The sequence below is a fragment of the Stutzerimonas xanthomarina DSM 18231 genome (assembly GCF_900129835.1).
Taxonomy (GTDB): Bacteria; Pseudomonadota; Gammaproteobacteria; order Pseudomonadales; family Pseudomonadaceae; genus Stutzerimonas; species Stutzerimonas xanthomarina.
This window is the reverse complement of sequence record NZ_FQXA01000001.1, coordinates 348,739-361,663: the sequence shown is the minus strand read 5'-3', so window position 1 is coordinate 361,663 and position 12,925 is coordinate 348,739. Positions and strand designations below refer to the sequence as shown.

General features: G+C 61.5%; 14 protein-coding genes. 9 read left to right on the top strand and 5 right to left on the bottom strand.

Going from position 1 to position 12,925, the window contains the following annotated elements; translation table 11 throughout:
• From rsfS to lipB, 9 genes are all read left to right on the top strand, one after another.
• On the top strand, positions 1 to 360 hold the full coding sequence (gene rsfS, locus BUE09_RS01720) for a ribosome silencing factor (RefSeq protein WP_045424039.1): 360 nt from the start codon (positions 1 to 3) through the stop codon (positions 358 to 360).
• 7 nt (positions 361 to 367) lie between these two features.
• Positions 368 to 835: a 23S rRNA (pseudouridine(1915)-N(3))-methyltransferase RlmH gene (gene rlmH / locus BUE09_RS01715; RefSeq protein ID WP_019340033.1), complete on the top strand. Its 468-nt coding sequence runs from the start codon at positions 368 to 370 to the stop codon at positions 833 to 835.
• A gap of 16 nt (positions 836 to 851) precedes the next feature.
• A complete protein-coding gene (gene mrdA, locus BUE09_RS01710; RefSeq protein ID WP_073298985.1) occupies positions 852 to 2,741 on the top strand; it encodes a penicillin-binding protein 2 in 1,890 nt (629 codons plus the stop codon).
• The gene (gene rodA / locus BUE09_RS01705; protein WP_073298984.1) at positions 2,738 to 3,883 is read left to right on the top strand and encodes a rod shape-determining protein RodA; all 1,146 of its coding nucleotides are present in this window, start codon (positions 2,738 to 2,740) and stop codon (positions 3,881 to 3,883) included. Before mrdA ends, rodA begins: the two co-directional genes overlap by 4 nt.
• Positions 3,884 to 3,930: 47 nt before the next feature.
• Entirely contained in the window at positions 3,931 to 4,914 is a 984-nt protein-coding gene (gene mltB, locus BUE09_RS01700; protein ID WP_073299466.1) for a lytic murein transglycosylase B, read from the top strand.
• Positions 4,911 to 5,894 (top strand): septal ring lytic transglycosylase RlpA family protein, encoded by a 984-nt coding sequence (locus BUE09_RS01695; RefSeq protein ID WP_073298983.1) that lies wholly within the window; start codon positions 4,911 to 4,913, stop codon positions 5,892 to 5,894. The genes mltB and BUE09_RS01695 overlap by 4 nt, the downstream gene beginning before the upstream one ends.
• A gap of 72 nt (positions 5,895 to 5,966) precedes the next feature.
• Positions 5,967 to 7,124, top strand: a complete 1,158-nt coding sequence (locus BUE09_RS01690; RefSeq protein ID WP_073298982.1) for a D-alanyl-D-alanine carboxypeptidase family protein — start codon at positions 5,967 to 5,969, stop codon at positions 7,122 to 7,124.
• A 62-nt stretch (positions 7,125 to 7,186) separates the two neighbouring features.
• Positions 7,187 to 7,471 carry a DUF493 domain-containing protein gene (locus BUE09_RS01685; RefSeq protein ID WP_073298981.1) on the top strand — a complete coding sequence of 95 codons (285 nt, stop codon included), beginning with the start codon at positions 7,187 to 7,189 and terminating at the stop codon, positions 7,469 to 7,471.
• A gap of 62 nt (positions 7,472 to 7,533) precedes the next feature.
• Positions 7,534 to 8,187, top strand: coding sequence for a lipoyl(octanoyl) transferase LipB (gene lipB / locus BUE09_RS01680; protein WP_073298980.1), 654 nt, complete (start codon positions 7,534 to 7,536; stop codon positions 8,185 to 8,187).
• 96 nt (positions 8,188 to 8,283) lie between these two features.
• Here the strand turns inward: lipB and lipA are convergent, their stop codons facing one another.
• From lipA to BUE09_RS01655, 5 genes are all read right to left on the bottom strand, one after another.
• On the bottom strand, positions 8,284 to 9,336 hold the full coding sequence (lipA, locus tag BUE09_RS01675; RefSeq protein ID WP_073298979.1) for a lipoyl synthase: 1,053 nt from the start codon (positions 9,334 to 9,336) through the stop codon (positions 8,284 to 8,286).
• Positions 9,337 to 9,554: 218 nt separating this feature from the next.
• Positions 9,555 to 10,853, bottom strand: coding sequence for a lytic murein transglycosylase (locus BUE09_RS01670; RefSeq protein ID WP_073298978.1), 1,299 nt, complete (start codon positions 10,851 to 10,853; stop codon positions 9,555 to 9,557).
• A 60-nt stretch (positions 10,854 to 10,913) separates the two neighbouring features.
• Positions 10,914 to 11,072, bottom strand: a complete 159-nt coding sequence (gene arfA / locus BUE09_RS01665; RefSeq protein ID WP_021209677.1) for an alternative ribosome rescue factor ArfA — start codon at positions 11,070 to 11,072, stop codon at positions 10,914 to 10,916.
• A 149-nt stretch (positions 11,073 to 11,221) separates the two neighbouring features.
• Entirely contained in the window at positions 11,222 to 12,250 is a 1,029-nt protein-coding gene (gene holA, locus BUE09_RS01660) for a DNA polymerase III subunit delta (RefSeq protein ID WP_073298977.1), read from the bottom strand.
• Between the two features lie 40 nt (positions 12,251 to 12,290).
• Entirely contained in the window at positions 12,291 to 12,896 is a 606-nt protein-coding gene (locus tag BUE09_RS01655; RefSeq protein WP_073298976.1) for an LPS-assembly lipoprotein LptE, read from the bottom strand.
• Positions 12,897 to 12,925 lie beyond the last annotated feature (29 nt).

Genomic DNA, 12,925 nt, shown 5'->3' with positions numbered 1-12,925 from the left:
ATGCAAAATGATTCTTTGGCCCAGCTGGCCGTTAGCGCCCTGGAAGATCTGAAAGGCACCGACATCACCACCATCGATGTCCGCGGCAAAACCAGCGTCACCGACTTCATGGTGATCGCCAGCGGCACCTCCAGCCGTCACGTAAAATCTCTGGCCGAGAACGTGCTTGAGAAGGTCAAGGAGCAGGGCGTGCGCCCTCTGGGTAGCGAAGGGCTGGACGGCGGTGAGTGGGCCCTGCTCGACCTGGGCGATGTGGTGGTGCATGTGATGCAGGTGCCTACTCGCCAGTTCTATGATCTCGAGCGCCTCTGGCAAGGCGCCGAGCAGAGCCGCGCGCAGCACGCGGGCGAACAGGAATAATCGATCCGTGCGGATCAAGCTGATTGCGGTGGGCTCGAAGATGCCGCGCTGGGTGGAGGACGGTTGGCATGAATATGCCAAGCGCCTGCCGTCCGAGCTGCCCCTGGAGCTGCATGAAATATCTCTCAACACTCGCGGCAAGAATGCCGACGTGGCGCGATTGATTCGTCAGGAAGGCGAGGCCATGCTGGCGAAGGTTCAGCCTGGCGAGCGCATCGTCACGCTGGAAGTGACGGGGCGGCCCTGGAGCACCGAGCAGCTGGCTGGCGAGCTGGAGCGCTGGCGGCTCGATGCGCGCAACGTCAATCTGATGGTGGGTGGGCCGGAAGGGCTGGCACCTGAAGTTTGCGCACGCAGCGAGCAGCGCTGGTCGCTGTCACCGCTGACCTTGCCGCATCCGCTGGTTCGTATTCTGATCGGCGAACAGATCTATCGCGCCTGGACGTTGCTGTCGGGTCACCCTTACCACAAGTAGTACAGCCAAACCGAAGATGTCCCAGCCGATCCCCCTCAAGGACCACGAAAAAGACGCCCGTCTGGTGCGCCAGCGCGTCCTTGTGGGCGGGGCAATGGTGTTGCTGCTGATGGGCGTGTTGATAGCGCGTCTGTATTACTTGCAGGTCGTGCAGTACCAGCACCATTCCACGCTTTCGGAAAACAACCGGGTCCATGTTCAGCCCATTCCGCCTAACCGGGGGCTGATCTTCGATCGGACCGGCAAGATCATTGCTGATAACCGTCCCAGCTTCAGCCTGACGGTGACCCGTGAGCGCGCCGAAGATTGGCGCAAGACGCTGGATGCCGTGGTCGAGGTGCTGGAGCTGTCCAGCGAAGAGCGCGAACTGTTCGAGAAGCGTGTACTGCAGGGGCGGCGTCCGTTCGAGCCGGTGCCGATCATGTATGAGCTCTCCGAGGAACAGATCGCTCGCATTGCGGTGGATCAGTTCCGTCTGCCGGGCGTCGAGGTTGCGGCACAGCTGGTTCGGCACTATCCGCAGGGCGAGCATTTCGCGCATTCAGTCGGTTACGTCGGGCGGATCAACGAGGCTGAGGTCAAGCAGCTCGATCCGGTCAATTACAGCGGTACCCACCATATCGGCAAGACTGGCATCGAGCGCTTCTACGAGGACGCGTTGCATGGCCAGGTGGGTTACGAGGAGGTGGAGACAAACGCTCGCGGAAGGGTGCTGCGGGTGCTCAAGCGTACCGATCCGATTCCGGGCAAGGACATCACCCTGACCCTCGATCTGGAACTCCAGCAGGCAGCCGAGGCTGCGCTGGCAGGTCGTCGCGGGGCCATCGTGGCGTTGCAGCCGTCCACCGGCGAGGTTTTGGCGATGGTCAGTCAGCCGAGCTTCGACCCCAACCTGTTCGTCACTGGGATCAGCTTCAAGGCTTATGGCGAGCTGCGCGACTCGATCGACCAGCCGTTGTTCAACCGCGTGCTGCGCGGCTTGTACCCGCCCGGGTCGACGATCAAGCCAATGATGGCAGTCGCAGGTCTCGACGCTGGGGTCGTCACAGAGGACAGCAAGGTGTTCGATCCGGGCTTCTTCCAGCTGCCCAACGTGAAACACAAATACCGGAACTGGAATCGCGGCGGCGACGGCTGGGTGGATCTGGAAACGGCGATCATGCGATCCAATGACACCTATTTTTACGATCTCGCCCACAAGATGGGCATCGATCGCATGCATGACTATATGAGTCGCTTTGGTCTCGGCCAGCGTGTTGCGTTGGACATGTTCGAGGAAACGGCCGGTCTGATGCCGTCGCGCGACTGGAAGCGGGCGCGTTATCGGCAGGCCTGGTATCCCGGCGAGACCGTCATTCTCGGCATCGGCCAGGGCTACATGCAGGCGACGCCGTTACAGCTGGCCCAGGCGACCGCGCTGATGGCGACTCGTGGCGAGTGGATCAGGCCGCACCTGGCGAAAAGCCTCGAAGGAGAGAAGCCTGTCGATCCGGAGCCGATGCCTGACATTCAGCTCCGCGATCCAAGCTACTGGGACGCTTCGATCAACGGAATGGTTAAGGTGCTGCATGGCGCCCGCGGCACGGCAAAGAAAGTTGGCGACAGTGCCGCCTACCTTATCGCCGGCAAGAGCGGTACGGCGCAAGTTGTGGCCATCAAGCAGGGAGAGAGGTACGACAGCGACAAACTCGCCGAGCGCCACCGCGACCACGCCTTGTTCATCGCCTTCGCCCCCGTGCACAACCCGCAGATTGCTGTGGCGGTCATGGTCGAGAACGGTGAGTCCGGCTCTGGCGTCGCGGCTCCCGTGGCGAAGCAGGTGATGGATGCCTGGTTGCTGAACGAGGCGGGTGAGCTGAAAGCCGAATTCGCGCCAGCTGTGACCGCTCAGGGGCCAAAGCCATGAGCGGAACATTCGATCGTACCCTTTCGACCACCGATGTGATGCGTCGCCGGGCGACACTGCTGCAGCGCATGCATATCGATGGAGTGCTGCTCCTGCTTCTGCTGATGCTGGCGGCCGGTAGCCTGTTCGTCCTCTATTCAGCTGGCGGCAAGAATGTTGATCTGCTGATCAAGCAGGCGACTTCCTATGGCTTCGGCCTGGGCGCCATGCTGGTGATCGCTCAGTTGGAACCAAGATTCATGGCGCGCTGGGTTCCGGCGGGTTATCTGGCCGTCGTCGCACTGCTGGTCGCAGTGGAGTTCGTCGGATACACCGCAATGGGCGCGACCCGCTGGATCAGCATCCCCGGCGTGATTCGCTTCCAGCCGTCCGAGCTCATGAAGATCATCATGCCGATGACCATTGCCTGGTACCTGTCTGCCCGCGCATTGCCGCCGGGTATCAAACACACCATGGTCAGCCTGGGCCTGATCCTCACGCCCTTCGTGCTGATCCTCAAACAGCCGGATCTGGGCACCTCGTTGCTGGTATTGGTCTCCGGTGCTTTCGTGCTGTTCATCGCCGGGCTGCGCTGGCGCTGGGTTCTGAGCGCGATCGCGGCGTTGGTGCCGATCGCCGTGGGCATGTGGTATTTCGTACTGCACAACTACCAGAAACAGCGCGTGCACACCTTCCTCGATCCGGAAAGTGACCCGCTGGGAACCGGCTGGAACATCATTCAGTCGAAGGCGGCGATTGGTTCGGGCGGAGTCTTTGGCAAGGGCTGGCTGCAGGGTACTCAGTCGCATCTGGATTTTTTGCCGGAAAGCCATACGGACTTTATCATTGCGGTTCTGGCTGAAGAGTTCGGCCTGGTGGGTGTTTGCCTGCTGCTGCTGCTGTATCTGCTGCTGATCGCGCGCGGACTGGTCATCACCGTTCAGGCGCAAACGTTGTTTGGCAAGTTGCTGGCCGGTGCGCTGACGATGACATTCTTCGTTTACGTATTCATCAACATCGGCATGGTCAGCGGGCTGTTGCCGGTGGTAGGGGTGCCGTTGCCCTTCATCAGTTTTGGTGGCACTTCATTGGTAACCCTGCTATCAGGGTTCGGGGTTTTGATGTCGATCCACACCCATCGCAAGTGGATCGCACAGGTTTGACTAGAGTGAATTTCTTGGATCGATTACGGCGTGGCTGGTTGACACGGGTGCTCTGTGGAGCGGGTCTTTTCGCGGCGTTCGGACATGCTCCGGCGGTTTTTGCGGCTGATTATGAGGGCGAAAAGGTCGCCGATTTCGTACGCGAAATGACTCAGGATTACGGCTTCGCCGGTGAGCAGGTGGCCGAAGTGCTGGCGCAGGCAGAGCGCAAGCAGGTCATCCTTGATGCCATCTCCCGACCGGCAGAGCGCGTCAAGGCATGGAAAGAATATCGGCCAATCTTCATGACCGATTCGCGGATCGCTCAGGGCGTGGATTTCTGGCGTGAGAATGAGGCGGCGCTGGCGCGCGCCGAGCAGGAGTTTGGTGTGCCGGCACAGGTCATCGTCGCCATCATCGGCGTCGAAACGTTCTACGGCCGCAACACGGGCAACTATCGCGTCATAGATGCCCTGTCGACTCTGGGCTTCGATTATCCACCGCGCCAGCCATTCTTCCGCCAGCAGCTCAAGGAATTCCTGTTGTTGGCCCGTGAAGAGCAGGTCGACCCGCTGACGCTGACCGGTTCATACGCCGGTGCCATGGGGCTGCCGCAATTCATGCCGAGCAGCTTTCGTGCTTATGCGGTGGACTTCGATGCCGATGGTCGTATCGACATCTGGAAAAATCCTGTCGACGCCATCGGCAGCGCCGCCAATTATTTCAAACAACACGGTTGGACCGCCGGTGCGCCAGTGGTGGCGCGGGCTACGGTCTACGGTGAGCAGCATGGTGACGGCCTGACCGAGGGGCTCGAGCCGGTGAAGAACGCTGCCGAATTGCGCGCGCTGGGTTGGCAGTGGCCGGCCGAAATGAAGGTGGCCGAAGATACGGCGGTCACTGCCTTTCGTCTGGAAGGCGCTGAGGGCGATGAGTATTGGGTCGGCTTGCCCAACTTCTATGTCATCACCCGTTATAACCGCAGCGTCATGTACGCGATGGCGGTCCATCAGCTCTCCGAGCAGCTGGTCCAGGCGCGGGGTGAGCAATGACCTCCCGTTTGCTGGCGGTAGCGGCTTTCGCTGTTCTGGTTGTCGGGTGCTCGTCTGCCCCGACACCGTCGCAGGCCCCCACGAAAAGCGCTGGCATCAGCGGTCCGGGTGACTACTCGCGACCGCACAAGGACGGCGCGCCCTGGTGGGATGTCGACGTCTCCAGCATTCCCGACGCAACACCCACACCGCACAACGGCCCGTTCAAGGCCAATCCCTATACCGTGCTGGGCAAGACCTATTACCCAATGGGTGACGGGCGCAACTATCGGGCGACCGGAACAGCATCCTGGTATGGCACCAAGTTTCATGGTCAGCCGACGGCCAACGGTGAAAAGTACGACCTGTACGGCATGAGTGCGGCGCATAAGACGCTGCCGCTGCCCAGCTATGTTCGGGTAACCAACCTCGACAATGGCAAGACTGTGGTATTGCGAGTCAACGATCGCGGCCCCTTCTACTCGGATCGAATCATTGATCTGTCCTTCGCTGCAGCTAAGAAACTGGGCTACGCCGAAACCGGGACCGCACGGGTGAAGGTCGAAGGTATCGACCCTGAGCAGTGGTGGGCCGAGCGTGGCAGGCCGGCACCGATGGTACTGGCTCAGCCGCAGAAGGTTGCGAAGCCGGCGGTTGCTACGCTGGCACAACCTGTCGAGCAGTACACGCCGCCTCCAGCGCAGCATGCCGGCGCAACCGTGCCGCTTGAGGTCGCCAGTGCCAATATGCGAGACGCATCCGCGGCTGGGGTCTATCTGCAGGTCGGCGCGTTCGCCAACCCCGATGCCGCTCAGTTGCTGCGTGACAAGCTCAGTAGCATGACCGGCGCGCCGGTATTCGTGAGTTCGGTGGTCCATCAGGAGCAGATCCTGCACCGGGTGCGCCTGGGGCCAATCGACTCCCCTGATGAAGCCGCGCAGCTCGAACAGAGCGTCCGTCTTGCCAATCTGGGGAACCCGCGGCGAGTAAGCGGTGATTAAAAGCCGTACTTCGCTGATTGATGAACAGGCTGACCTGTACCGTTTTTGCCACACCACCTTTCTGAGAGCGCAATGACTATCACCACCTTCGTGCACCGGCTGTTCCTTCTCACTGTGCTGGCCGTAGCGCCCACCGCCTGGGCCGAGCCGATCATCCCGTCACCGCCACAGTTGGCGGCCAAATCCTACGTCCTCATGGACGCTGCCAGCGGCAAGGTCCTGGTCGAGAATGCCGGTGATGAGCGTCTGCCGCCCGCCAGCCTGACCAAGCTGATGACCGCGTACATCGCCACCCTGGAAATCAAGAAGGGCCAGATCTCCGAAAGCGACATGGTGACCGTCAGCGAAAAAGCCTGGCGCACCGGTGGCTCGCGGATGTTCATCCAGGTCAATACACAGGTTTCGGTGGACGACCTGCTGCATGGCATCATCATCCAGTCCGGCAACGACGCCAGCGTTGCCATGGCTGAGCATATTGCCGGCAGCGAAGAGGCTTTCGCAGACCTCATGAACAGCACAGCGCAGCGATTGGGCATGAGCAATACGCACTTCATGAACGCCACGGGCCTGCCGCATCCGGATCACTATTCGTCCGCCGCGGACATGGCCAAGCTGGCCCGCGCGATCATCCATGAGGACCCTGCACACTACGGCATCTATGCGCAGAAGGAGTTCTTCTGGAACAACATCAAACAGCCCAACCGCAACCTTCTGCTATGGCGTGACAAGACCGTCGACGGCCTGAAGACCGGTCACACAGAAGAGGCCGGCTACTGCCTGGTGGCTTCTGCCGTGCGTGATGACATGCGTCTGATCAGCGCCGTTTTTGGCACAAACAGCGAGCAGGCGCGTGCCGCCGAGACGCAGAAATTGCTGACCTATGGCTTCCGCTTCTTCGAGACCCGAACCTTCTATCAGAAAGGTGTCGAGCTGGCGACGTCCCGTGTCTGGAAGGGCCAGCAGGACCAGGTGAGTGCCGGGCTCGCGCGCGACCTGACCATGACCCTGCCGCGCGGGCAGATGGACAAGCTGCAGGCCGGTCTGACGTTCAACCCGGAACTCACGGCGCCCATCCAGCAGGGTGACGTGATCGGTAAGGTCGAGGTCAACCTCGATGGTCAGGTGTTGCAGAGCACCGATCTGATTGCCCTGCAGGCCGTGGAAGAAGGTGGGCTGTTCAGTCGTCTGTGGGATAGCATTCAGCTGTTCTTCTTCAATCTCTTCAACTGAGCCGCGGGAGCGCGCCCTGGCTACCGGTCGGGCGCGCGCTCTCGGATCATGAGTCCGCTGCCATGACTGAAACCAAAAGCGAAACACAGCCCCCAAAAATTGAATTTCCCTGCGAGCGTTACCCGATCAAGGTCATCGGTGATGCGGGCGAGGGCTTCAGCGACACGGTGGTCGAGGTGATCCGGCGGCATGCTCCGGACTTCGATGAAACCACCCTGGTGAGCCGAGACAGCCGCAACGGCCGTTTCCTCTCCGTGCAGGTTTTGATCACCGCCATCAGCGTCGATCAGCTGCAGGCGATCCACGTCGATCTACGCGCTACCGGGCGCGTGCACATGGTTTTGTGATGGGCGACCAACCCGCGAGTCCGTGCTTGGTGCCCAGTCCCGCTGAGGCGGATTCCGCGCCGATGAGTGGCCCGCTGCTGGCGGTGCGTGAGCTCGGGCTGGTGGAGTATTCGGTTGCGTGGCAAGCCATGCAGCGCTTCACCAACGAGCGGGTAGCTGACACCGTAGACGAGATCTGGCTGTTGCAGCATCCGCGGGTGTTTACCCAGGGGCAAGCCGGCAAGCCAGAGCACCTACTGTTGCCAGGCGACATCCCCGTGGTCCAGGCTGATCGGGGCGGGCAGGTGACCTATCATGGCCCGGGGCAGCTGGTGTGTTACCTGATGCTGGACGTCAGGCGTTTGGGTATCGGCGTGCGGGAATTGGTCAGCCGGATCGAATTTAGCCTGATCGACCTGCTTGCCAGCTACGGCATACAGGCGTTGGCCAAGCCCGACGCGCCCGGCGTGTACGTCGGGGGTGCGAAGATCGCCTCTCTGGGCCTGCGCATCCGTAACGGTCGCTCATTCCACGGTCTGGCGCTGAATGTGGACATGGATCTGGAGCCCTTCGGCCGGATCAATCCATGCGGCTACGCCGGCATGAGCATGACCCAGTTGGCCGATGTGGCCGCTGAGCCGATTGCCTTTGCCGACGTGAGTGCCCGCCTGCGCGAACAGTTGGTCAAGCACCTTGGCTACGCACAGCAGACCCTGACAGGTGCGGCAATCGCTTAGCTGAGCCGGGCGCCTGCTTAACCAGTGTGAGCGTGTATGGCGGATATACAAACACCTGCCCGGGCAAGAAAAACGGGCAGGCGGTGTTCGACACGATCAGTTCAGATTGAGGGTCGGTATCAGGCTGCTGTCGAACGGCTGACCCGGGACCGGCACCGGGGCGGCCAGGCCCAGGTTGTTCTTCTCGAACACCCGGTCGGCTCGGTAGCTGGAGCGCACCAGCGGGCCGGCGGCGACTTCCATAAAGCCCTTTTCGAGGCCGATATCACGCAAATGGTTGAATTGTTCCGGGCTGACCCAGCGCTTGACCGGCAGGTGGTTGCGGGTTGGCTGCAGGTACTGACCGAGGGTGAGGATGTCCACGCCGATAGCGCGTAGGTCATCCATGGTCTGCAGCACTTCCTCGTCGCTCTCGCCCAGCCCGAGCATCAGACTGGTCTTGGTCAGCATCTCCGGACGATAGCGCTTGGCGTGCTCCAGCACTCGCAGGGTCTTCTCGTAGCCGGCACGGGGATCGCGCACTTCATGGGTCAGGCGTTTGACCGTCTCGACGTTCTGCGCGAAGACTTCCAGGCCAGCGTCCGCTACGCGCTCGATGGCTTGTAGGTCGCCGTCGAAGTCCGGGGTCAGCGCCTCGACCACCACCTGCGGCGTGCGCTCCTTGATAGCGCGGATACAGGCGGCGTAGTGTGCGGCACCGCCGTCGTCCAGATCGTCGCGGTCCACCGAGGTCAGCACGATATAGCGCAGCGCCATCAGCTCTACCGACTTGGCGGTGTTCTGTGGCTCCTCCTGGTCCAGCCAGCCGTTGGGATTGCCGGTATCCACGGCGCAGAAGCGGCACGCGCGGGTGCATACCGAGCCCATCAGCATGATGGTGGCGGTACCGTTGGACCAGCATTCGCCCATGTTCGGGCAGTGGGACTCCTCGCATACGGTGCTTAGACGGTGTTCGCCGACATTGCGCTTGACTGCTTCGAAGCGGCTGCCGCTGGGTGCCTTGACCCGCAGCCACTTGGGCTTGGGTTCGAACACCTGGGGTTCGCTAGAGGCGCGGCGCTTCTGCCCGTCCTTGATCGCGGTGATGCCCTGATCGGTGCGGAATTTTTCGCCGCTGGCGACGGTCTTGGGCTGGGAGGTATCGGACATCGGCTTTCTGGGCTCCGCTAGAGGCTCCGTGGACGAGGCGGCTTGTGGCCGCCGCGCAGTTTATCACAGGCACTGACCGTTCAGTCGCGTCTAGCGAGACGTTGGTTGTGCTGAGGCTGCCGCGGGAGCGGGTTGATTCAGCCTTCTTGGGATGTGCCCGGCTGCCTACAGGATGGTGGCGCGGGGGAGGCGATGGCCGAAATGTTCGGCCATCCTCGCTAGGGTTCTGCGCGCAAGCGTCCGAGCAATTCCTGCGTTGGATGACCATCGGCGGGCCAGCCCTGCTGTTGCTGGAAACCGCGGATCGCACTGCGAGTGTTTGCACCGATGATGCCGTCTGGAGTGCCTGGATCAAAACCATGGTTCCCTAGGCGCTCCTGCAGTTCCAGGCGTTCGGAGCGGCTCAGTGGCTGCTCGCCTTTTGGCCACCTGGCACGAACCTGGCCGGCACCGTCGAAGCGCTCCGACAGCAGGCCGATCGCCAGTGCATAGGACGATGAATTGTTATAGCGCAGTATCGCTCGGAAATTATCCAGCAGCAGGAACGCAGGTCCGCGATAGCCCGCGGGAAGCAGCAGCGTGGCAGTGGTCGCCTCCATACCGGTGTCGGCCGGCAACCCGCTCAGCCCAAGCTGGCGCCAGACGGCCAACGGCTTGCGGATGGCGTTGTCTGCCTGTGCGTAATCGAAGCCTTCGGGCAGCGTTACCTCGAAGCCCCACGGCTGCCCGGCTTTCCAGCCAGATGCCTGCAGGTAGTGCGCGGCCGATGCCAGGGCGTCGGCGGAGCTGCTCCAGATATTCCGACTGCCATCGCCATCGAAATCCACCGCGTGCGTGTTGTAGGTGGTCGGGATGAACTGCGTTTGTCCCATGGCTCCGGCCCAGGAGCCGCGCAGTTGATCGGCGTCGACATCGCCATGCTGGAGGATTTCCAGCGCAGCCAGCAACTGGCTTTTCGCAAAGCCTGGACGCCTCCCCTCATGTGCCAATGTGGCGAGCGAGCGGATGACGCCCTTGTCGCCCATGATTTGCCCGTAGCTGCTTTCGAGCCCCCAGATAGCCACCAGTGTATTCCGGTCTACGCCATAGCGCGCTTCAATGTCATCCAGGGTCGCTTGATGTTGCTTCAGCAGGCGCTGGCCGCGCTCGACCCGCTGCTTCGATAACGCGCCGTCCAGATACTGCCAGACCGGACGAGTAAACTCGGGCTGGCTGCGATCAGCGATGATGATGCTCGGATCAGGCGTGACGCCTGCAAAGGCGCGGTCAAACACCTGCGCCGAAATCCCGGCTTGAAGGGCTTCGCTGCGAAAGGCGTCACGCCATTCCGCGAAGCTCAGTTGTGGATGCTCAGCTTCGGATGGCAAGCCTTGGGATTCGGCGGTGCTCATTGGCTGGCCAGTAACGGCCGACGCGCTCTGTGCGACCGGCTCGGCGGCGCAGGCGACCATGATGCTCAGCGCCGATCCGGCGATCAGAGTACGCAGCAACAAGACAGGAACGAAGGTGTAAAGCATGCACCACTCTCGGCAGATCATCGGCACGTGACATTATCACGCTTTGAATGGATTGGCTTTTCAAGCCGCCAGAAGGACCGAAGCCTCCCAGTTGGTGGACTGGGAGGCTTCGCGGCGGTAGCTGCCTTTGCCTTTTTTCGGCTGTTCCTGGCGGCTACGGAACAGAGGTTGCGCCACCAGACTCTTGGCCTTATTCGGCCGCTTTCGTTGTTTGCTCATCACGTACCCTCTCGCTTGCTTCTGATCAGACGAGGGCATCATAGGCACTGTACAAAAAATGTCCAGAGTCTGCTGGGGCTGGCAAGCGTCAAGTGCTAGCGCAACTCGCAAGAATCTGATCACCGATCGCAGCACGGCTTTCGCTTGCGCTACAACCTGAGCTGTCGTCCACACAGCTGAAGGCACAGGTCAGTCAATGCGAGCCAGGGGTCGCCTTCAGCCTGGCCTTTGATCTGTTCATCAATGCGTTGTGCATTCATCAGGAGTCGCTGCCAGCCCGCGGCATCGTGTCGCTGAAGTGCTTTGCTGACCAATGGCTTGCGCTTATCCCATACCGGCGGGCGAGCCTGGCTGAACGCACGGTCAAGCGGTACGCCCTGACTGTACTGCTGGGCTATGTTGGCCAGCTGGCGCACTTCACGCGCGACGGCCCAGAGGATCACCGGCGCTTCGACCCCTTCGCCGCGCAAACCGGTGAGCATTTGCAGAATGTGCTCCGGCTGCCCCAGCAGGGCGGCATCAATCAGCCCGAAGACGTCGTAGCGGGCGCTATCGGCGACGGCAGCCTGCACGGTTTCGGTGGTTACCTGGCCCCCTTCGGCAAGCAGTTTTAGCTTTTCGATTTCCTGCGCGGCGGCCAACAGGTTGCCCTCGACGCGGGCGGCGATAAGTTCTACCGCTGCCTGGTCTGCGGCGAGGCCGGCTTGTGCCAGGCGCTGACGAATCCACTGCGGCAGCTGCTGCGCATCCACCGGCCAGATTTGTAGGAACTGCACCTGTTTGCCGTCGATCAGCGCCTTGGCCCATTTAGTCTTTTGCGTATTGCCGTCGAGCTTGGGCAGGCTGATCAGCAGAACCGTGTCTTCCGCAGGGCGTGCGAGGTAGTCAATCAGCGCGGCAGCTCCCTTGTCGCCGGGCTTGCCGGTGGGGATACGCAGCTCCAGCAGGCGCTTTTCAGCGAACAGGGAGAGGCTGGCCCCAGCCTCGATGAGCTGGCCCCAGTCGAAACCGGTTTCGACGTTGAGCACTTGGCGTTCGCTGAAATCCTGTTGGCGGCAAGTCGCACGGATGGCGTCACTGGCTTCCTGGCAGAGCAGGTGCTCGTCGCCGCTGACCACGTAGATCGGCGCAAGAGGGCCTTGCAGGTGTTTGGCAAGCTGGGCGGGAGGTAGCTTCATCGGACGGATCGGGAGCCCGCATCAGCAGGCTCCCCGGTCTTCATTGCAGAGGCAGTTCGATGGGCGACTGCAGCGGTTGTGCAGACTGCTCGCGCATCTGTGCTTCGATCGCCTCGGCTTCGGCGCGCTTCTTCGCTTCTGCTGTCTGCTGCAGCTGGTCGAGCTGTGCCGGTGTGATGTTGCGTAGGCGCATGCTCAGTTGCTGCAGAAGTTCGCGGCGCATTTCCCGGCGCAGCTGGCTGGCTTCCTGATCCGAACTGATCAGGTTGCTGCTGTCATGGACATATACCTTGGACACTTCGACCTGGTCCTCGAGCAGTACTGTGTTCTGCGGCCCACGGATCTCGTAGTCGAGGATCTGGGTCAGTTCATACTCAGCAGTGCGTGCAGCGGTCGTGTAGCTGGCGGTGCGCTGCCGGGATTGCTCGCGCACCAGATCAAGGGTATAGCGAGCGCCTGGATGAACCCTGACGCCGCTGTCCTTGAGCAGTTCTTCAAGCTGTTGCACGGTTTCGCCATAGCTGTTGCGGGCTTGCAGGTTGACTTCATCGAGCGCGAAGCTGGTATCGCCTGTTCCGCGAAGCTGAAAGCCACAGGCGCTCAATAGTAGCGCCAGGCCGACCACCACCAGATTGCGTTTGATCATCTTTTTTATCCCCTTGCCAGCCTTGGCGC